At 71.5% G+C, this 20,474-nt stretch carries 19 protein-coding genes; 1 reads left to right on the forward strand and 18 read right to left on the reverse strand.

Features of this window, described 5'->3' with window-relative positions; all coding sequences use genetic code 11:
* Positions 1-43 precede the first annotated feature (43 nt).
* The 8 genes from pyrF to pyrR all read right to left on the reverse strand — a co-directional run bounded on the left by pyrF (position 44) and on the right by pyrR (position 10,054).
* Positions 44-883: an orotidine-5'-phosphate decarboxylase gene (gene pyrF / locus ACZ4MH_RS11845; RefSeq protein WP_351592557.1), complete on the reverse strand. Its 840-nt coding sequence runs from the start codon at positions 881-883 to the stop codon at positions 44-46.
* Positions 880-1,992, reverse strand: coding sequence for a quinone-dependent dihydroorotate dehydrogenase (locus ACZ4MH_RS11850; protein ID WP_351592555.1), 1,113 nt, complete (start codon positions 1,990-1,992; stop codon positions 880-882). The genes pyrF and ACZ4MH_RS11850 overlap by 4 nt, the downstream gene beginning before the upstream one ends.
* Before the next feature lie 64 nt (positions 1,993-2,056).
* Positions 2,057-5,365 carry a carbamoyl-phosphate synthase large subunit gene (gene carB / locus ACZ4MH_RS11855; protein WP_351592552.1) on the reverse strand — a complete coding sequence of 1,103 codons (3,309 nt, stop codon included), beginning with the start codon at positions 5,363-5,365 and terminating at the stop codon, positions 2,057-2,059.
* Complete coding sequence (gene carA / locus ACZ4MH_RS11860; RefSeq protein WP_351592550.1) at positions 5,358-6,500, reverse strand: glutamine-hydrolyzing carbamoyl-phosphate synthase small subunit; 1,143 nt, start codon at positions 6,498-6,500, stop codon at positions 5,358-5,360. Before carA ends, carB begins: the two co-directional genes overlap by 8 nt.
* Entirely contained in the window at positions 6,497-7,096 is a 600-nt protein-coding gene (locus ACZ4MH_RS11865; RefSeq protein ID WP_351592547.1) for a PH-like domain-containing protein, read from the reverse strand. Before ACZ4MH_RS11865 ends, carA begins: the two co-directional genes overlap by 4 nt.
* Positions 7,093-8,379: a dihydroorotase gene (locus ACZ4MH_RS11870; protein ID WP_351592544.1), complete on the reverse strand. Its 1,287-nt coding sequence runs from the start codon at positions 8,377-8,379 to the stop codon at positions 7,093-7,095. Before ACZ4MH_RS11870 ends, ACZ4MH_RS11865 begins: the two co-directional genes overlap by 4 nt.
* Positions 8,380-8,381: 2 nt before the next feature.
* Positions 8,382-9,371, reverse strand: coding sequence for an aspartate carbamoyltransferase catalytic subunit (locus ACZ4MH_RS11875; protein WP_351592541.1), 990 nt, complete (start codon positions 9,369-9,371; stop codon positions 8,382-8,384).
* A gap of 92 nt (positions 9,372-9,463) precedes the next feature.
* Entirely contained in the window at positions 9,464-10,054 is a 591-nt protein-coding gene (pyrR, locus tag ACZ4MH_RS11880) for a bifunctional pyr operon transcriptional regulator/uracil phosphoribosyltransferase PyrR (protein ID WP_351592538.1), read from the reverse strand.
* A 221-nt stretch (positions 10,055-10,275) separates the two neighbouring features.
* On the opposite strand from pyrR, the gene bldD reads away from it, so the two are divergent.
* Positions 10,276-10,776: a transcriptional regulator BldD gene (gene bldD, locus ACZ4MH_RS11885; RefSeq protein WP_030251597.1), complete on the forward strand. Its 501-nt coding sequence runs from the start codon at positions 10,276-10,278 to the stop codon at positions 10,774-10,776.
* A 393-nt stretch (positions 10,777-11,169) separates the two neighbouring features.
* Here the strand turns inward: bldD and nusB are convergent, their stop codons facing one another.
* From nusB to ruvX, 10 genes are all read right to left on the reverse strand, one after another.
* Positions 11,170-11,598: a transcription antitermination factor NusB gene (gene nusB, locus ACZ4MH_RS11890; protein ID WP_351592534.1), complete on the reverse strand. Its 429-nt coding sequence runs from the start codon at positions 11,596-11,598 to the stop codon at positions 11,170-11,172.
* Between the two features lie 2 nt (positions 11,599-11,600).
* Entirely contained in the window at positions 11,601-12,167 is a 567-nt protein-coding gene (gene efp / locus ACZ4MH_RS11895; RefSeq protein ID WP_351592531.1) for an elongation factor P, read from the reverse strand.
* A gap of 68 nt (positions 12,168-12,235) precedes the next feature.
* Entirely contained in the window at positions 12,236-13,354 is a 1,119-nt protein-coding gene (locus tag ACZ4MH_RS11900; protein WP_467754498.1) for a M24 family metallopeptidase, read from the reverse strand.
* Between the two features lie 90 nt (positions 13,355-13,444).
* Complete coding sequence (locus ACZ4MH_RS11905; protein ID WP_351592525.1) at positions 13,445-14,329, reverse strand: AAA family ATPase; 885 nt, start codon at positions 14,327-14,329, stop codon at positions 13,445-13,447.
* 122 nt (positions 14,330-14,451) lie between these two features.
* A complete protein-coding gene (gene aroB / locus ACZ4MH_RS11910) occupies positions 14,452-15,543 on the reverse strand; it encodes a 3-dehydroquinate synthase (protein ID WP_351592522.1) in 1,092 nt (363 codons plus the stop codon).
* Complete coding sequence (locus ACZ4MH_RS11915; protein ID WP_351592519.1) at positions 15,540-16,055, reverse strand: shikimate kinase; 516 nt, start codon at positions 16,053-16,055, stop codon at positions 15,540-15,542. Before ACZ4MH_RS11915 ends, aroB begins: the two co-directional genes overlap by 4 nt.
* The gene (aroC, locus tag ACZ4MH_RS11920) at positions 16,052-17,236 is read right to left on the reverse strand and encodes a chorismate synthase (RefSeq protein WP_351592516.1); all 1,185 of its coding nucleotides are present in this window, start codon (positions 17,234-17,236) and stop codon (positions 16,052-16,054) included. Before aroC ends, ACZ4MH_RS11915 begins: the two co-directional genes overlap by 4 nt.
* A gap of 134 nt (positions 17,237-17,370) precedes the next feature.
* Positions 17,371-18,204, reverse strand: a complete 834-nt coding sequence (locus tag ACZ4MH_RS11925; protein WP_351592513.1) for a shikimate dehydrogenase — start codon at positions 18,202-18,204, stop codon at positions 17,371-17,373.
* Positions 18,205-18,238: 34 nt separating this feature from the next.
* A complete protein-coding gene (gene mltG / locus ACZ4MH_RS11930) occupies positions 18,239-19,879 on the reverse strand; it encodes an endolytic transglycosylase MltG (protein ID WP_467754481.1) in 1,641 nt (546 codons plus the stop codon).
* A 129-nt stretch (positions 19,880-20,008) separates the two neighbouring features.
* Complete coding sequence (ruvX, locus tag ACZ4MH_RS11935) at positions 20,009-20,473, reverse strand: Holliday junction resolvase RuvX (protein WP_351592874.1); 465 nt, start codon at positions 20,471-20,473, stop codon at positions 20,009-20,011.
* Between the last annotated feature and the right edge of the window lies 1 nt (position 20,474).

Raw genomic sequence — 20,474 nt, forward strand, 5'->3', positions numbered from 1 at the left:
CATTTCGGGACCAAAGTACCGGCGAAAATGCCGGTGGCTGTCACTAACCGACCGCTGCGGCCACATCCTCGGCGAATCGAGCCGCCGCATCGCGCAGACCTGCGGCGTCCGGACCGTGACGCAGAACACCCCGGCTGACACTCGGGACCACATTGCGCACAGCGGCCCCGAAGACCTTCGGCAGGTCCGCGGGGGTCGCTCCCTGCGCACCGATACCGGGCGCGAGCAGCGGCCCGTTCACGGCGAGGTCGTACGAGGACAGGTCGCCCAGCGTCGCGCCCACGACGGCCCCGAAGGAGCCCAGGGGCTCGGCGCCCGCGTTCTCCTCCTTGAGGTGGGCGAGCATGGCGGCCCCGACCGTGGCGCCGTCGGCCCGTACGGCGTGCTGCACCTCCTGGCCCTCCGGGTTGGAGGTCAGCGCCAGCACGAAGAGGCCGCAGCCGTTCTCCTTGGCCAGGTCCACTGCGGGCTTCAGGGAGCCGTAGCCCAGGTACGGGCTGACGGTGAGCGCGTCGGAGAAGAGCGGGCTGTCCTTGCCGAGGAAGGTGTCGGCGTACGCGGCCATGGTGGAGCCGATGTCGCCGCGCTTGGCGTCCATGACGACCAGCGCGCCCCGCTCCCGGGCCTCGGCGACGGCGGTCTCCAGTACGGCCAGACCGCGCGACCCGAAGCGCTCGAAGAACGCGGCCTGCGGCTTGAAGACCGCGACCGTCTCGCCGAGCGCCTCGACGACGGTACGGGTGAACCGCGCCAGGCCCGCGACGTCGTCGTTCAGGCCCCAGTCGGCCAGCAGCGAGGCGTGCGGGTCGATGCCGACGCAGAGCGGGCCGCGGGTGTCCATGGCGCGGCGCAGACGGGCGCCGAAGGACTCTACGGAGGTCATGGGGAGGTCACCTTCCGGTGCTCGGCGCCGACGGCCTCGGCGAGGGTGGCGTACGGACTGGTGGCCAGGCGCGCTGCCAGGCCCTTGTGGATCGCGCGGCACCAGAAGGGGCCCTCGTAGATGAAGGCGCTGTAGCCCTGGACGAGGGTGGCGCCGGCCAGGATGCGCTGCCAGGCGTCCTCGGCGTTCTCGATGCCGCCGACGCCGATCAGGGTGATGCGGTCGCCGACGCGGGCGTACAGGCGGCGCAGCACTTCGAGGGAGCGCTGCTTGACCGGGCGGCCGGAGAGCCCGCCGGTCTCCTGGACGAGCGCGGGGTCGGACATCAGGCCCAGGCCCTCGCGGGCAATGGTGGTGTTGGTGGCGATGATGCCGTCCAGGCCCAGTTCGAGGGCGAGGTCGGCGACGGCGTCGACGTCCTCGTCGGCGAGATCGGGGGCGATCTTGACCAGGAGCGGGACGCGGCGGTCCGTGACCGTACGGTCCGCGGCTTCCCGTACGGCCGACAGCAGCGGGCGCAGGTGGTCGACGGCCTGGAGGTTGCGCAGGCCGGGGGTGTTCGGCGAGGAGACGTTGACGACGAGGTAGTCGGCGTGGGCGGCGAGGCGCTCGGTCGAGGTCACGTAGTCGCCGGTCGCCTCCTCCTCCGGCACGACCTTGGTCTTGCCGATGTTGACGCCGAGCGTCGTGCTGAAGGCGGCCTTGCGGGCCGCCAGGCGGGCCGCCACGGCCGCGGAGCCCTCGTTGTTGAACCCCATGCGGTTGATCAGCGCGCGGTCCTGCACGAGGCGGAAGAGGCGCTTCTTGGGGTTGCCGGGCTGCGGCTGCGCGGTGACCGTGCCGATCTCGACGTGGTCGAAGCCGAGCATGGTCATGCCGTCGATCGCGACGGCGTTCTTGTCGAAGCCCGCGGCGAGCCCGAAGGGGCCGTGCATCCGGCGCCCCAGGGCCTCGACGCGCAGCTCCTTGTAGCGCGGCGCGAGGACGGCGGCCACGAAGGTCCGCAGTACGGGGACGCGGGCGGCCAGCCGGATCCAGCCGAAGGCCAGGTGGTGGGCCTGTTCGGGGTCCATCCGCTTGAAGAGCAGGTTGAAGAACAGCTTGTACACAGGAATGTCCTCATGCAGAGGGGGACACCGTGGTGGTCGGTGTCCCCCTCGATCGGCTGGCTGCTTAGTCGCGGGCCGCGGTCAGGTGCTCCGCGTGCTCCTGGAGGGAGCGGACGCCCACCTCACCGCGGGACACCGCCTCGATGCCCTGGACGGCGGCCGCGAGGGCCTGAACCGTGGTCAGGCAGGGCACGGAGCGGGCCACCGCCGCCGTACGGATGTCGTAGCCGTCCAGGCGGCCGCCGGTGCCGTACGGGGTGTTGACGATCAGGTCGACCTGGCCGTCGTGGATGAGCTGGACGATGGTCTTCTCGCCGTTCGGGCCCTCGCCCTCGGACTGCTTGCGCACGACCGTGGCGTTGATGCCGTTGCGGCGCAGCACCTCGGCGGTGCCGGAGGTGGCCAGCAGCTCGAAGCCGTGCTGGACCAGCTCGCGGGCCGGGAAGATCATCGCGCGCTTGTCGCGGTTGGCGACGGAGACGAACGCGCGGCCCTTCGTGGGCAGCGCGCCGTACGCGCCGGCCTGCGACTTGGCGTACGCCGTGCCGAAGACCGAGTCGATGCCCATGACCTCGCCGGTGGAGCGCATCTCCGGGCCGAGGACGGTGTCCACGCCGCGGCCCTGCATGTCGCGGAAGCGCGACCAGGGCATCACGGCCTCCTTGACGGAGATCGGCGCGTCCATCGGGAGCGTGCCGCCGTCGCCGGTCTTCGGGAGCATGCCCTCCGCGCGCAGCTCGGCGACGGTCGCGCCCAGCGAGATGCGGGCCGCGGCCTTGGCGAGCGGTACCGCGGTGGCCTTCGAGGTGAAGGGCACCGTACGGGAGGCACGCGGGTTGGCCTCCAGGACGTACAGGATGTCGCCGGCCATCGCGAACTGGATGTTGATCAGGCCGCGGACGCCGACGCCCTTGGCGATGGCCTCCGTGGAGGCGCGCAGCCGCTTGATGTCGAAGCCGCCGAGGGTGATCGGGGGCAGCGCGCAGGCGGAGTCGCCGGAGTGGATGCCGGCCTCCTCGATGTGCTCCATGACGCCGCCGAGGTAGAGCTCGGTGCCGTCGTAGAGCGCGTCGACGTCGATCTCGATGGCGTCGTCGAGGAAGCGGTCGATCAGCACCGGGTGCTTGTCGATCAGGCCCGCGTGCCGCTCCAGGTACTCGCCGAGGGAGGGCTCGTCGTAGACGATCTCCATGCCACGGCCGCCGAGCACGTAGGACGGGCGCACCATGACCGGATAGCCGATCTCGGTGGCGATCTTCTTGGCGTCCTCGTACGAGAAGGCGGTGCCGTACTTCGGGGCCGGCAGGCCGGCCTCGGTGAGCACACGGCCGAAGGCGCCGCGCTCCTCGGCGAGGTCGATGGCCTCGGGCGAGGTGCCGACGATCGGCACGCCGTTGTCCTTCAGGGCCTGCGCGAGGCCCAGCGGGGTCTGGCCGCCGAGCTGCACGATGACGCCCGCGACCGGGCCCGCGGCCTGCTCGGCGTGCACGATCTCCAGCACGTCCTCGAGCGTGAGCGGCTCGAAGTACAGGCGGTCGGAGGTGTCGTAGTCCGTGGAGACGGTCTCCGGGTTGCAGTTGACCATCACGGTCTCGTAGCCCGCGTCGCTGAGCGCGAAGGAGGCGTGGACGCAGGAGTAGTCGAACTCGATGCCCTGGCCGATGCGGTTCGGGCCGGAGCCCAGGATGATCACCGCGGGCTTCTCGCGGGGCGCGACCTCGGTCTCCTCGTCGTAGGAGGAGTAGAAGTACGGCGTCTTCGCGGCGAACTCGGCGGCGCAGGTGTCGACCGTCTTGTAGACCGGGCGCACCCCGAGCGCGTGCCGGACCTCGCGGACGACGTCCTCGCGCAGCTCGCGGATCTCGGCGATCTGGTGGTCGGAGAAGCCGTGCCGCTTGGCCTCGGCGAGGATCTCGGGGCCGAGCTTGTCGGCGGCCGCGATCTCGTCGGCGATCTCCTTGATCAGGAAGAGCTGGTCGACGAACCACGGGTCGATCTTGGTGGCGTCGAAGACCTCCTGCGGGGTGGCCCCGGCGCGGATGGCCTGCATGACGGTGTTGATCCGGCCGTCGGTCGGGACCTGCGCCTTGACCAGCAGCTCGGCCTTGTCACCGGGCTCGCCGGCGAAGGCGAACTGGCTGCCCTTCTTCTCGATCGAGCGCAGCGCCTTGTTCAGCGCCTCGGTGAAGTTGCGGCCGATGGCCATGGCCTCGCCGACCGACTTCATGGTCGTGGTCAGCGTGGCGTCGGCGGCCGGGAACTTCTCGAAGGCGAAGCGCGGCACCTTGACCACGACGTAGTCGAGCGTGGGCTCGAAGGACGCCGGGGTCTTCTCGGTGATGTCGTTCGGGATCTCGTCCAGCGTGTAGCCGACGGCGAGCCGGGCCGCGATCTTGGCGATCGGGAAGCCGGTGGCCTTCGAGGCGAGCGCGGAGGACCGGGAGACGCGCGGGTTCATCTCGATGACGATGACCCGGCCGTCCTCGGGGTTGACCGCGAACTGGATGTTGCAGCCGCCGGTGTCGACGCCGACCTCACGGATGATCGCGATGCCGACGTCCCGCAGGACCTGGTACTCGCGGTCGGTCAGCGTCATCGCGGGCGCGACGGTGATCGAGTCGCCGGTGTGCACGCCCATCGGGTCGAAGTTCTCGATGGAGCAGACGACCACGACGTTGTCGTTCTTGTCGCGCATCAGCTCCAGCTCGTACTCCTTCCAGCCGAGGATGGACTCCTCCAGGAGCACCTCGGTGGTCGGGGAGAGCGTGAGGCCCTGGCCGGCGATGCGGCGCAGCTCCTCCTCGTCGTGCGCGAAGCCGGAGCCGGCGCCGCCCATGGTGAAGGAGGGGCGGACGACGACCGGGTAGCCGCCGAGCTCCTCGACGCCCTTGAGGACGTCGTCCATGGAGTGGCAGATGTACGAGCGCGCGGACTCGCCGTGGCCGATCTTCTTGCGGACCTCCTCCACGACCTCCTTGAAGAGGTCGCGGTCCTCGCCCTTGTTGATCGCCTCGACGTTGGCGCCGATCAGCTCGACGCCGTACTTGTCGAGCACCCCCTGCTCGTGCATGGAGATGGCGGTGTTGAGCGCGGTCTGGCCGCCGAGCGTGGGCAGCAGCGCGTCGGGGCGCTCCTTGGCGATGATCTTCTCGACGAACTCGGGGGTGATCGGCTCGACGTACGTGGCGTCGGCGATCTCCGGGTCGGTCATGATCGTCGCCGGGTTGGAGTTCACCAGGATGACGCGCAGGCCCTCGGACTTGAGGACCCGGCACGCCTGGGTGCCGGAGTAGTCGAACTCGGCGGCCTGGCCGATGACGATCGGGCCGGAGCCGATGACCAGGACGGACTGGATATCGGTGCGCTTAGGCACGCTGGCCCTCCATCAGGCTAACGAAGCGGTCGAACAGGTAGGCGGCGTCGTGGGGACCGGCCGCCGCTTCGGGGTGGTACTGGACGCTGAAGGCCGGCCGGTCGAGCAGCTGGAGGCCCTCCACCACGTTGTCGTTCAGGCAGACGTGGGAGACCTCGGCGCGGCCGTAGGGGGTCTCGGAGACCTTGTCGAGCGGCGCGTCGACGGCGAAGCCGTGGTTGTGCGCGGTGACCTCGACCTTGCCGGTGACGCGGTCCTGCACCGGCTGGTTGATGCCGCGGTGGCCGTACTTCAGCTTGAAGGTGCCGAAGCCGAGCGCGCGGCCCAGGATCTGGTTGCCGAAGCAGATGCCGAACAGCGGGGTGCCCCGCTCCAGTACGGCCTGCATCAGCGCGACCGGGTGCTCGGCGGTGGCCGGGTCGCCCGGGCCGTTGGAGAAGAACACGCCGTCCGGCTGCACCGCGTAGATGTCCTCGACGGTGGCGGTGGCGGGCAGCACGTGCACCTCGATGCCGCGCTCGGCCATGCGGTGCGGGGTCATGCCCTTGATGCCGAGGTCGATGGCGGCGACGGTGAACTTCTTCGTGCCGATCGCCGGGACGACGTACGCCTCTTCGGTGGCGACCTCGGCGGAGAGGTTCGCGCCCTTCATCTCGGGGGCCTGGCGCACCTTGGCCAGCAGCGTGCCCTCGTCGGGCAGCGCGTCGCCGGAGAAGATGCCGACGCGCATGGCGCCGCGCTCGCGCAGGTGGCGGGTGAGCGCGCGGGTGTCGACGCCGCTGATGCCGACGACGCCCTGGGCGCGCAGCTCGTCGTCCAGGGTGCGGACGGAGCGCCAGTTGGAGGGCGTCCGGGCGGGGTCGCGGACGACGTAGCCGGAGACCCAGATCTTCCGGGACTCGGGGTCCTCGTCGTTGACGCCGGTGTTGCCGATGTGCGGGGCGGTCATGACGACCACCTGGCGGTGGTAAGAGGGGTCGGTCAGGGTCTCCTGGTATCCGGTCATGCCGGTGGAGAACACCGCCTCGCCGAACGTCTCCCCCACGGCCCCGTAGGCGCGGCCGCGGAAGCTGCGGCCGTCCTCCAGGACGAGTACGGCGGGAACCTTCGCGGTTCCCCTGGTGGAGGTCGTCATCGTGCGCCTTCCGTTTCGGTGGTCGTGCTGGTCAGCGCCTCGTTGCGCTGGATGGTCTCGTTGAGTGCGGTCACCCACGCGGGGTGCTCGGTGGCCCGGTCGGAGCGGAAACCGGAGTCGATCTCCTTCTCGCCCAGCCGCCAGGTGATCACCAGCAGGCCGCCCTCGGGCAGCACCTTGCCGGCGATGCCCTTGTCCAGGCGGGCGCCGAGCAGGTCGGCGGCGGGGACGAAGAAGTCCTGCGCCCCGGGACGTACGACGTCCACGCCCTGCTCCGTGAGGGTGACCTCGGCGCGGCTGCGGGTGCCGAGCCCGCGCGCCACGATCCGGTCGAGCCACTGCCCCGCGGTGGTGGAGCCGTGGTACCGGCCGCTCATCGTCAGCCGCGGCTCGCCGGGCTCGTCCGGGGTGACGGGGAGCTCGGGCAGGTCGCCCTGGAGCGTGCCGCGCCACTTCCAGCCCTCGCGCATCAGCCAGTACAGCAGCGCGATGAAGAGCAGCAGGCCGACGACCCAGCCGATCCGCGCGGGCCAGTTCGTGACCTCCGCGGACTGCGGCCCGGCGGCCAGGGAGATCAAGGTCAAATGAGGTGTCACGCCAGCTTCCCGTCCACGACCGTTGCCCGGCCCCGCAGGAAGGTGTGGGTCACGCGGCCCGGCAGCTCACGGCCCTCGTACGGGGTGTTCCGGCTGCGGGAGGCGAACCCTGCGGGGTCCACAGCTCCACGGTAAGCGGAATCGACCAGGGTGAGGTTGGCGGGCTCACCGGCCGAGACGGGGCGGCCCTGGCCTTCGAGGCGGCCGATGCCCGCGGGCCGGAACGACATCCGGTCGGCGACCTGCGCCCAGTCCAGCAGGCCGGTGTCGACCATCGTGTGCTGGATCACGGACAGGGCGGTCTCCAGGCCGACCATGCCCATGGCCGCCGCGCCCCACTCGCAGTCCTTGTCCTCGTGCGGGTGCGGGGCGTGGTCGGTGGCCACGCAGTCGATGGTGCCGTCGGCCAGCGCCTCGCGGAGCGCCATGACGTCGCGCTCGGTGCGCAGCGGCGGGTTGACCTTGTAGACGGGGTTGTACGTGCGCACCAGCTCGTCGGTGAGGAGGAGGTGGTGCGGGGTGACCTCGGCGGTGACGTCGATGCCGCGGGACTTGGCCCAGCGGACGATCTCGACGGAGCCGGCGGTGGAGAGGTGGCAGATGTGCACGCGGGAGCCGACGTGGTCGGCGAGCAGCACGTCGCGGGCGATGATCGACTCCTCGGCGACGGCCGGCCAGCCGCCCAGGCCCAGCTCGGCGGAGACGATGCCCTCGTTCATCTGGGCGCCCTCGGTCAGCCGCGGCTCCTGGGCGTGCTGGGCGACGACGCCGTCGAACGCCTTCACGTACTCCAGGGCGCGGCGCATGATCACCGCGTCGTCGACGCACTTGCCGTCGTCGGAGAAGACCCGGACGTTGGCCGCGGAGTCGTGCATGGCGCCCAGCTCGGCGAGCTTCTTGCCCTCCAGGCCGACCGTGACGGCGCCGACGGGCTGCACGTCGCAGTAGCCGGACTCCTTGCCGAGCCGCCAGACCTGCTCGACGACGCCGGCGGTGTCGGCGACCGGGAAGGTGTTCGCCATGGCGTGCACGGAGGTGTACCCGCCGACCGCGGCGGCCTTCGTACCGGTCAGGACCGTCTCGGAGTCCTCGCGGCCCGGCTCGCGCAGGTGGGTGTGGAGGTCGACCAGGCCCGGCAGCAGGATCCGGCCGGCCGCCTCGATCACCTCGGCGCCCTCGGCCTGCAGGTTCTGGCCGACCTCGGCGATGGTCTCGCCGTCGATCAGGACGTCCTGGGGCTCGCCACCGAGGATCTTCGCACCGCGGATAAGAGTCTTGCCCATGATCAGTTGTTCTCCTCGGTGCGAGTGCCGGTGGTGCTGGTGGGGCTGGTCGAGAGGGCCGGCTCATTGCCGCCCAGAAGCAGGTACATGACCGCCATACGGATGCTGACACCGTTGGTGACCTGTTCCACGGCGGTGCAGCGCGGCGAGTCGGCGACCTCGGCGGTGATCTCCATGCCGCGGTTCATCGGACCCGGGTGCATGACGACGGCGTGCTCGGGCATCCGGGCCATCCGGTCGCCGTCCAGGCCGTACCGGCGGGCGTACTCGCGCTCGGTCGGGAAGAAGGCGGCGTTCATCCGCTCCCGCTGGACGCGCAGCATCATGACCGCGTCGGACTTGGCGAGCACGGCGTCCAGGTCGTACGAGACCTCGCAGGGCCAGCGCTCGACGCCCACCGGGACGAGCGTGGGCGGCGCGACGAGCGTGACCTCGGCGCCCAGCGTCGTCAGCAGATGGACGTTGGAGCGGGCGACGCGGCTGTGCAGGATGTCGCCGACGATCGTGATGCGGCGGCCGTTCAGGTCGCCCTCGCCGCCGGCCAGCCGGCGGCGCATCGTGAAGGCGTCCAGGAGGGCCTGGGTGGGGTGCTCGTGGGTGCCGTCGCCTGCGTTGATCACCGAGCCGCCGATCCAGCCGGAGGTGGCCAGGCGGTGCGGCGCGCCGGAGTCGTGGTGCCGTATGACGACGGCGTCGGCGCCCATCGCCTCCAGGGTCAGCGCAGTGTCCTTCAGCGACTCGCCCTTGGAGACGGACGAGCCCTTGGCGGAGAAGTTGATGACGTCGGCGGAGAGCCGCTTGGCGGCGGCCTCGAAGGAGATGCGGGTGCGGGTGGAGTCCTCGAAGAAGAGGTTGACGACGGTGCGCCCCCGCAGGGTGGGGAGCTTCTTGATCGGCCGGTCGGCGACCCGGGCCATCTCCTCGGCGGTGTCGAGGATCAGGACGGCGTCGTCGCGTGAGAGATCGGCGGCCGAGATGAGGTGACGCTTCATCCGGTTTCTCCGTGAGTGAGGCAGGTGTACGGGAATGTCCGTCGAGCGGGCATGGGTACGCACCCGGGCACACCCGGGGCGTACGGGAGGGCCTAGCGCTCGGCGGCCCGGGCGGTCGGAGCCGGCCTGTCGGTCTTCACGCCGAGCAGCACGGCGTCCCGGCCGTCCTCCTCGGCGAGCTGGACCTTGACCGTCTCCCGCAGCGACGTGGGGAGGTTCTTGCCGACGTAGTCGGCGCGGATCGGCAGTTCGCGGTGGCCCCGGTCGACGAGGACCGCGAGCTGTACGGCGCGCGGCCGGCCGATGTCGTTCAGCGCGTCCAGCGCGGCGCGGATCGTGCGGCCGGAGAAGAGCACGTCGTCGACGAGGAGGACCACGCGGCCTTCGATGCCGTCACCGGGGATGTCGGTGCGCGCGAGCGTGCGGGCCGGTCCCAGGCGCAGGTCGTCGCGGTACATCGTGATGTCGAGCGAGCCGACGGGGACCGCGCGGCCGGTGATCTCTTCGAGCTTGGCGGCGAGCCGCCGGGCGAGGAAGACGCCGCGGGTGGGGATGCCGAGCAGGACCACGTCCTCGGCGCCCTTGGCGCGCTCCACGATCTCGTGGGCGATGCGGGTCAGCATGCGCGCGATGTCCGGGCCTTCCAGAACGGGGCGCGCCGGAGTCGCGGGTGTTGCGTCCATACGAAACGGACCTCCTTCTCCGCCTCACGGGACGGACCTTAAAGGACGTCGGATTTACCGCATTCACGGTACCAGGAGCCCCCGCATCGGCCGTAAGCACCCCTGCCGGTCAGCGGTATGCCTCATTCGGCTTGACGAAGCCAAATTACGCTGCGTAACCTCACAGTGAGTTACCAGTCCGCGGCGGAGCCGCATATCGACACAGTTGTCTGGGGAGCTTTATGTCCAGCGAATACGCTAAACAGCTCGGGGCCAAGCTCCGCGCCATCCGCACCCAGCAGGGCCTCTCCCTCCACGGTGTCGAGGAGAAGTCCCAGGGCCGCTGGAAGGCCGTGGTGGTGGGTTCGTACGAGCGCGGCGACCGTGCCGTGACCGTGCAGCGCCTCGCCGAGCTGGCCGACTTCTACGGCGTGCCGGTCCAGGAGCTCCTTCCGGGCACGACCCCGGGCGGCGCCGCCGAGCCGCCGCCGAAGCTGGTGCTGGACCTGGAGCGGCTCGCCCACGTCCCGCAGGAGAAGGCCGGCCCGCTGCAGCGGTATGCCGCGACGATCCAGAGCCAGCGCGGCGACTACAACGGCAAGGTCCTCTCGATCCGCCAGGACGACCTGCGCACGCTCGCGGTCATCTACGACCAGTCCCCCTCGGTCCTCACCGAGCAGCTGATCAGCTGGGGCGTCCTGGACGCCGACGCGCGCCGCGCGGTCCAGCACGAGGACCTCTGAGCCCGGCGGGCCCACAGCAGAAACGAAACGCCTCGGGGCGGGAGCCGACACGGCTCCCGCCCCGAGGCGTCTGTGCACCCGGTGCGCGGCGCGGGCGCGGGCCCGGCCGGGCAGTTACCGCCCGCAGTCCGCAGGCGGCCCTGGCGGCGCCTCAGGCGGCGTACGCCGTCGCGGGGCGGAGCACTACGGGCGCACCGCGCCCGCGCGTTCGGGGCGCACGCTCACGGGCGGTGAGCGGGAAGCGGGCGCGGTCCGGAGCCCCGGGCGGCGGCTCAGGAAGCCCGCGTCCGAGCCCCGGAAAACGGCACCGGGCCCGGAGGCGGAAGCGGTGGAACCGTCTTCCGTCTCCGGGCCCGGTGGATGCGTGGATGCGCGCGGGGCCCGGCGGGGCCGTCAGGACCGGCGCAGGCTCGGCTTGAGGTCCTTCAGGCGGCCGAGCATGCCGTTCACGAAGGACGGCGAATCGTCGGTGGAGAACTCCTTGGCCAGCTGCACGGCCTCGTCGATCGCGACCGCGTCCGGGGTCGCGTCCACCCAGATCAGCTCGTAGGCGCCGAGCCGCAGGATGTTGCGGTCGACGACCGGCATCCGGTCGAGAGTCCAGTCGACGGCGTAGGTGGAGATCAGCTCGTCGATGCGCTCGACGTGGTCCGCGTACCCCTCGACCAGTTCGAGGGTGTACTCGTTGACCGGGGGCTGCCGGGTGTCGGTCCGGGCGTGCCGCATCCAGTCCGCGAGCACGGTCTGCACGTCGGCGCCGCGCTGGTCGGCCTCGAAGAGGATCTGGAAGGCGCGCTTACGGGCCTTGTTACGGGCAGCCACGGTTAGCTGTTCACCCGACCGAGGTACTCGCCGGAGCGGGTGTCGACCTTGATCTTCTCACCCGTGGTGATGAAGAGCGGGACCTGGATGACGTGGTCGGTCTCCAGCGTGGCGGGCTTGGTGCCGCCGGTGGAGCGGTCGCCCTGGACGCCCGGCTCGGTCTCCTTGATGGAGAGCTCGACCGCGGCGGGCAGCTCGACGTAGAGCACCGAGCCCTCGTGCTGCGCCACGACCGCCTCGAAGCCCTCGATGAGGTAGTTCGCGGCGTCACCGACGGTCTTCCGGTCGATGTGCAGCTGGTCGAAGGTGTCCATGTCCATGAAGACGAAGTACTCGCCGTCCATGTACGAGAACTGCATCCCGCGCTTGTCGACGGTGGCCGTCTCGACCTTCACGCCGGCGTTGAAGGTCTTGTCCACCACCTTGCCGGAGAGCACGTTCTTCAGCTTGGTGCGGACGAAGGCCGGGCCCTTGCCGGGCTTGACGTGCTGGAACTCGACAACGGACCACAGCTGGCCCCCGTCGAGCTTGAGCACCATGCCGTTCTTGAGGTCGTTCGTGGATGCCACGGTTGCGGTATCTCCTGGACTGCAGGTGGTGGGGACCCGGAAGACGCACGCTCCGAGCCCGTCAAGGCTCAGAGGGCGAGCAGCTCCTTGGTCGTGATCGTGAGTAGCTCTGGCCCGCCGTCCGCCTCGGGGCGGACGACGAGTGTGTCGTCGATCCGGACACCGCCGCGGCCCGGGAGGTGTACCCCAGGATCGACGGTGACCGGCACGCAAGCGTCCAGTTTACCCATGGCCGCAGGTGACAGCTGAGGGTCCTCGGCGATTTCGAGCCCGACGCCGTGTCCGGTCCACGGTCCGAGCCCCTCTTCGTGACCTCCGGAGGCCAGCACCTGGCGGGCCGCGCGGTCCACTTCGCGGCACTCGACGCCGGGTGCCAGCGCCTCCCGGCCGGCCCGCTGGGCTGCGAAGACGAGGTCGTACAGCTCGATCTGCCAGTCGGCGGGCGTGGTGCCGATGACGAACGTACGGCCGATCTCGCAACGGTATCCGCGGTAGTCGGCGCCCAGGCTCACGGTGAGAAAATCGCCCTCCTCGACCCGGCGGTCGGTGGGCAGATGGCCGGGGCGGCCGGAGTGCGGGCCGGTGGCGACGGAGGTCGGGAAGGCCGGGCCGTCCGCGCCGTGGTCGACGAGCCGGCGCTCCAGCTCCAGCGCGAGATGACGTTCGGTGCGGCCCACGAGGATCGATTCGAGCAGCTCGCCGAGCGCCTGATCGGTGATCTCGGCCGCGATCCGCAGACAGGCGATCTCGTCCTGGTCCTTGACCAGGCGCTGCGCCTCCACGGCGCAGCCGAGGTTCTCCAGGCACAGGTCCGGTGCGACGGAGCGCAGCGCGCGGTGGCGGGCCACGGTGAGGTGGTGCTCCTCCACGGCGAGCGCCGTGGCACCGGACTTGGCGGCGAGGTCGGCGGCGGCGACGGCCGGGTCGCCGGTGTGCGCGGGCAGCAGGCTCACCCGGAGGTCCTCGGCGGGTCTGCCCTCCGACGGGTCGCCGGTGGGCGCGCTGGGGCACAGCAGCGTGTCGCCGCCGTCGTGCAGCAGCAGGGCCGCGCCGCGCGGGGCGCAGCCGGTGAGGTAGCGGATGTTGGCGGGGCTCGAAACGAGTGCCGCGGCGGTGTCGGTCGCGCCCGCGCCGGTGCCGACCGCTGCGTAGCGGTCACGCAACCGGGCGCGTCGGGTTGCGTACATGTCTGGCATGTACCGAGCGTACGGGTGCGCGGGGCCTCGCGCCCTTTGAGCGCGTCTGTGGGGGTTTCGCGGCCGGCCGGGCGCGGGCACTCACCAGGCCGGCGGGCTGGCGATGCTGCGGGCCACGACCTCGTCGAGCATCCGGGCCGTGGTCGCCACGTCGTGGCTGGAGTTGTCGATGATCGGCAGCCCCGAGCTGTACCAGCCGGCCATCCGGCCGTGGATGCGGGCGACCTCCTCGTCGGTCAGCCGCCGGTTGCCGCTGCGCTGGGAGTTCCGCTCCAGGACGATCTCCAGGCCGGGGAGCAGCACGACGGGCAGCAGGCCGGGGCCCACGTGCCGCTTCCAGCCGCCGAGGCCGACGACCGGGCGGTCGGGGAAGACGGCGTCGTCGAGGATGCAGGAGATGCCGTTGGCGAGGAAGTTGCGCGCGGCGAAGCCGCAGGTGCGGCGCGCGAGACGGTACTGCGCCTCGGAGTGGTCGTTCCAGCCCTGCTGGGGGTCGGCGAATCCGGCCCGCACCCATTCGCGTACGTCGTCCAGGCTGATGTGCGCGGTGGGCACCCGGCGGAGGTCGGCCCAGTGCCGGGCGACGCTGGTCTTGCCCGCGCCCGCCGGGCCGATGAGCAGCACCGCGACGGCGGTGTGCGCGGCGTCGGGGACCGTGCCGGGCGGCGGGGTCGGCAGCGCGACGGGATTGCCGTCGGGCAGCCGGATGTGGCCCGTGGACTCCGGACGCGGCGTCTGCTGCGTACCGGCCCAGCCGGCGGGCGCACCCTGCGGAGGCGGCGGCGGGCCGGTCGGGGCGCCCTGCGGAGGCGGCGGCGGGCCCGTGGGCGCTCCCTGCGGCGGCGCGGCCGGTGCCGGGGGCCGGTGCGGCCCGGAGGGTATGGAGCGGGCCTGGGGGTCGGTCCAGGTCCCTGCGCTGCCCGGCAGATGAGGCGGTGGCAGCGGAACCCCCCCTGGGTGCTGCATCCGGTGGCTCTCCGTCTCGTGGGGTGAGGTGGCGGGTCGTCGGACCCGGGCTTTACCGAAAGGTACCGCCCCCGGCCGTAGTTGTGGGATCGGCCGGGGGCGGCGGGAGGTGCCTGGTGGTGTCAGGCGGCGATCTCGGCGTGCGCCGCGAGGAGCATGGCCGGGTCGGGGCCCTCCATCACGGTCGGCTTGGCCAGGCCGTCCAGGACGATGAAGCGCAGCAGGTCACCGCGGGACTTCTTGTCGACCTTCATGGTCTCCAGCAGCTTGGGCCACTGGTCGCCCCGGTAGGTCAGCGGCAGGCCGACCGCGCCGAGTACCGCACGGTGCCGGTCGGCGGTCGCGTCGTCCAGCCGTCCGGCGATCCGGCCGAGCTCGGCGGCGAAGACCATGCCGACCGAAACGGCCGCGCCGTGGCGCCAGTTGTACCGCTCGTTCTTCTCGATGGCGTGCGCCAGGGTGTGCCCGTAATTCAGGATCTCCCGGCGGCCCGCCTCCTTGAGGTCGCCGGAGACCACCTCGGCCTTGACGCGGATGGCGCGCTCGATCAGCTCGGCGGTGTGCGGGCCGTCGGGGCGCTTCGCGCCCTCCGGGTCGCCCTCGATGAGCTCCAGGATGGCCGGGTCGGCGATGAAGCCCGCCTTGATGACCTCGGCCAGTCCCGAGACGTAGTCGTGGACCGGGAGGGAGTCGAGCGAGGCGAGGTCGCACAGCACGCCGGCCGGCGGGTGGAAGGCGCCGACGAGGTTCTTGCCCTCGGCGGTGTTGATGCCCGTCTTGCCGCCCACGGCCGCGTCGACCATGCCCAGTACGGTCGTCGGTACGGCGATCCAGCGCACCCCGCGCAGCCAGGTGGCCGCCACGAAGCCTGCCAGGTCGGTGGTGGCGCCACCGCCGACGCCCACGATGACGTCGGTCCGCGTGAAGCCGGTCTGGCCCAGCGCCTTCCAGCAGTACGCCGCGACCTCGGCCGTCTTGGCCTCCTCGGCGTTCGGCAGCTGGATGGCGATCGCCTCGTAGCCCTGGCCCGCCAGGTCTTCGCGGAGCGCCTCACCGGTGGCGGCCAGCGCCTCCGGGTGCAGCACGGCGACGCGCTTGGCCTGCTTGCCGATCAGGCCCGGGAGCTCGCCGAGCAGCTGCCGGCCGACGAGGACCTCGTACGGGTCCGTACCGGCCGAGCCGCCGACCTGGATGCGGATGGGTGCGTCGGTCATGCTTTCCTCAGCTCCAATGCGTCGAGGACGGCCTCGGCGACGTCCTCGGGGGTACGGCCCTCCGTGGAGACCACGGCGCGGGACACCTCCATGTACAGCGGGCGGCGCTCGGCCATCAGCTCGCGCCAGCGCTGCCGGGGGTTGACGGCCAGCAGCGGGCGCGGCGCGTCCAGGCCGACCCGCTTGACCGCCTCGGCCACGCCCATCTCCAGGAAGACGACGGGCAGGCCGGCCAGCAGCTCACGGGTCGAGTCGTCCAGGATCGCGCCGCCGCCGAGCGCCAGTACTCCGGCGTGCTCGGTCACCGCGGCGCGTACGGCCTGCCGCTCCAGCTCGCGGAAGTGCGGCTCGCCCTCGTCGATGAAGATCTCGGCGATCGGCTTGCCAGCACCGGCGACGATGTCCGCGTCGGTGTCCCGGAAGGTGGTGCCCAGGCGCTCGGCGAGCGCCACTCCGGTCGTGGTCTTCCCCACTCCCATGGGGCCGACGAGGACGACGGCCGGACCGCTCACCGGATCGCCAGGTTCTCGAGGAAGGACTCGACGTTCCGGCGGGTCTCGGGCACGCTGTCGCCGCCGAACTTCTCCGCCACGGCGTCGGCCAGGGTCAGCGCCACCATGGCCTCGGCCACGATGCCGGCAGCCGGCACCGCGCACACGTCCGAGCGCTGGTGGTGGGCTTGCGCCGCTTCGCCGGTGGCCACATCGATGGTGGCCAGGGCGCGCGGCACGGTGGCGATCGGCTTCATCGCGGCCCGGACGCGCAGGAGTTCGCCGGTCGTGAGGCCGCCCTCGGTGCCACCGGCGCGGCCGGAGGTCCGCTTGATGCCGTCGTCGGTGGCGACGATCTCGTCGTGCGCCTTGGAACCGGGCACCCGGGCCAGGTCGAAGCCGTCGCCGACCTCGACCCCCTTGATCGCCTGGATGCCCATCAGGGCACCCGCCAGGCGGGAGTCCAGGCGGCGATCCCAGTGCACATGGCTACCGAGGCCCACCGGCACGCCGTATGCCAGCACCTCCACCACGCCGCCGAGCGTGTCGCCGTCCTTGTGCGCCTGGTCGATCTCCGCGACCATCGCCTTGGAAGCCTCTTCGTCCAGGCAGCGCACCGGGTCCGCGTCCAGCTTCTCCACATCGGAGGGCTTGGGGTACACGCCGTACGGGGCCTTGGCCGCGGCCAGCTCGACGACGTGGCTGACGATCTCGATGCCGGCCGTCTCCTTGAGGTAGGAGCGGGCCACCGCGCCCAGCGCCACCCGGGCCGCGGTCTCACGCGCCGAGGCGCGCTCCAGGATCGGGCGGGCCTCATCGAAGCCGTACTTCTGCATCCCCGCGAGGTCCGCATGGCCGGGCCGGGGCCGGGTCAGCGGCGCGTTGCGGGCCAGCTCGGCCAGCTCCGCCTCGTCCACCGGGTCGGCCGCCATGACCTTTTCCCACTTGGGCCACTCGGTGTTCCCCACCATGATCGCGATGGGCGAACCCAGCGACAGGCCATGCCGCACGCCACCGAGGAAGGTCACCTCGTCACGCTCGAACTTCATCCGGGCACCGCGGCCATAACCGAGCCGGCGACGGGCCAGGGCGTCCGCCACCATCTCCGTGGTCACGGGGACGCCGGCCGGAAGGCCCTCCAGCGTCGCCACCAGTGCGGGGCCGTGCGACTCCCCCGCCGTCAGCCAGCGCAACCTGCTCAACGGTGCTCCTCGTGTACTGCGCGTACGGTCTTCCCCTGATCCTCCCACGTCCGGCGCGGCGGCCGGCGGCCAGTCCAGGGAGCGGACCGCCGCCCCCGTGTCAGGGCCCCGGCCGACGACCGCGTACGCGGCGGTCAGCGGGCCGCCAGCGCCGCCTCGCCCGCCTTGCGCATCGCGGCCAGCGGGGCCCGCTCGCAGCCGGTCATCTGCTCGACCTGCAGCACCGCCTGGTGGACCAGGAGGTCCAGGCCGCCGACAACGGCGCCGCCGCGCGCCGACCAGGCGGCGGCGAGCGCGGTGGGCCACGGCTCGTACAGCACGTCGAAGAGCGTGCCGGGGCGCTCGGGCACCGCGCCGGCCAGCGCGTCCGTGGTCCCGGCCGGAGTGGTGGCGATCACCAGGGGCGCCGCGAAGGCGCTCGCGGCGGCGTCCCAGAGGGCGGTGCGCACGGCGACGCCCAGCCGCTCGCCCCAGCCGCGCATCTCGTCGGCGCGCGCCTGGCTGCGCACGTACACGGTCACCTCGCCGGTGCAGACGCGGGCGAGCGCGGCCAGCGCCGAGGAGGCGGTGGCGCCGGCGCCGAGGATCGCGGCGTGCTCGACGGTGGTCACGCCGCGCTCGCGCAGCGCTTCCTGGATGCCGGGGATGTCGGTGTTGTCGCCGATGCGGCGGCCGTCCTCGGTGAAGACCACGGTGTTGACCGCCTCGACGGAGGCGGCGGTCTCGCTGATGCCGTCCAGCAGCGGGATGACCGCGCGCTTGAGCGGCATGGTGAGCGACAGGCCCGCCCACTCGGCGTCGTCCAGCCCCGCCAGGAAGCCGGGCAGGGCCGCCTCGTCGATCTCGAAGCGGCCGTACTCCCGGCCGTTCAGGCCCAGTTCGTCGTACGCGGCGCGGTGCAGCACCGGCGAGAGCGAGTGGGCGATGGGCGATCCGAGGACCGCCGCCTTGTGGTGGGTTGCCGACACCGATCCGTCCTCAGCGTTCTAGCGGGTCTTGGTTCTAGCGGGTCTTGTTGAATTCCTCGACGAGCTTTTCGTGCTCGGCGTAGGTCTTGGCGAACGACGTCTTCCCGTTGATGGCGACGAAGTAGTACCAGCCCTCGTCGGTCGGGTTGAGCGACGCCTTCAGCGCGTCCTCGCCCGGATTGCCGATCGGCCCCGGCGGCAGCCCCTTGTAGTAGTACGTGTTGTAGGGGTTGTCGTAGTTCTTGATGGCGCTGATCGGAATGTCGAGTTCGCTCTGGTTCTTGATGTAGTTGTACGTCGAGTCGAATTCGAGCTTGCCGTAGGTCTGGGAATTGCCCGGATCCAGGCGGTTGTAGACGACCTCGGCCATCTTGCGGAAATCGTCGTGCGAGGTGCCCTCGGCCTGGGTGAGGCTGGCGACCGTGATGAGGTCCAGCGGCGAATCCAGACCGAGTTTCTTCGCCTGTCCCGCCAGGTCGTAGCGGGCGTAATTCTGCTTGGCCCGCTCGACCATCTGCTTGAGCACGGCCGCCGGTTTCATCTTCTTGTTCACCTCGTACGTCGAGGGGTACAGGAAGCCTTCCAGCGGGTCCTTTATGTCGGGGTCGTCGTCCGCCCAGGACGGCAGGCCGAGATTCTTCGCCTCGCTCGCGGCGACGCCCTTGGTCGTACCGGTCTTCAGCCCGAGCTTCTTGTCGATGCGCGCGTAGACCGTGACGGCGCGCGAGCCCTCGGGGATCGTCAGGTTGTTGCGGCTCTTCGGGCTGAGCATCAGCTCCACGGCCGAGGCCGCCGACATTTCCTTGCGCAGCGTGTAGACGCCCGGCTGGAGCCCGCCCTTGGCCTTGGCGTTCTCGGTGACCGCGGCGGTGAACGCGTCGGCGCTCTTGACGACGCCCTCCTTCTTGAGGAGCAGCCCCATCTGCAGCACCGGCGAGCCGTCCGGGATCTCCACCTGCACGCTGCCGGTGCCCGCGCCTTCGTAGTCCGGCGCGGGGCCGAAGCGGTCGTAGGCGAGGTAGCCGCCGCCGGCGAGCACCGCGAGGACGACGACCGTCGCGACCGCGCGGCCGCGCCGCTTCGGGCGCCGGTCCTTGTCGCGGCGCTCGCGCGCCGACCGGCGGTTCTCGCGCGGTGCGGGGGCGTCGTCCTCGGCGTCCGCGTCCGCGTCGCCGCCGGAGAAAAAGGCGTGCTCCGGCTCCGGTTCGGGCCGGGCCGACTCCGCCTCGTCCTGCCAGGGCGCGTCGTGCCCCGCCGGCTGCCAGTCGTCGCCCTGCGGGCCCGGGGGCACGACGGGCATCGGCGCCGTCTGGTCGTGTCTCAGCTGCTGGGGCTGGTGCGGGGGCGGGTAGCCGTCGTGCGTGCCGTAGTAGTCCGGCGCCGCGCCGCCGTAGGGGTCCGGCTGCCGGCCGTAGGGGTCGGGCTGCTGCCCGCCGTACGGGTCGTACGGCACGCCGCCGGGCTGCCCGGCCTGGCCGTACGCGTCGTACTGGTACTGGTGCTGCTGCTCCGGCCCGGGGGCGTCCCAGCCCGGCTGCTGCTGCCCCGCGTAAGGGTCCTGGTTCCCGTAGGAAGCCTGGCCGCCGTAGGCACCCTGGTCGCCGTAGGACTCTCCGTAGAGAGGGTCCTCGGGATGCCAGGGTTCGGAGCCGTAGCCCCGGCCGTACTCAGTCATCGATCCCCTAGAGCCGCGAGGCGGTGCGCTCCGTGGTCGGCAGCGCGCCTGACGTACTACTGACCGCCTCTTCTTGCGCGCGCCACTGTTCGAACGCGGCCGGTCGCGCGGAACGTTACCGTACCGCGATCAGCCGCCCGCCTCGACGCTCTCACCAGGGACCTGTCCGGACGTGCGTTCGGTTTCCAGGGCGCTCTGCAGAATGACCACGGCCGCCGCCTGATCGATGGCGGAACGTCCCTTCTTGGCCTTCACACCGGAGGCGCGCATCCCCTGGGCCGCGGTGACCGTCGACATCCGCTCGTCCACCAGCCGTACCGGCACCGGCGCGATGTTCGCCGCCATCTGCTGCGCGAAGGCCCGCACCTTGGCCGCGGCCGGCCCCTCTCCCCCGTTCAGGGAGCGGGGCAGGCCGACGACGACCTCCAGCGGTTCGTACTCCTCGATGATCGCCTTCAGGCGCCGGTGGGCGGCCGGGACGTCGCGTCCCGGCACGGTCTCCACCGGTGTCGCGAGGACCCCGTCGGGGTCGCACGAGGCGACCCCGATGCGGGCGTCCCCGACGTCGACGGCGATCCGCCTGCCACGTCGCATG

The sequence above is a fragment of the Streptomyces sp. NPDC026301 genome, from assembly GCF_055567935.1.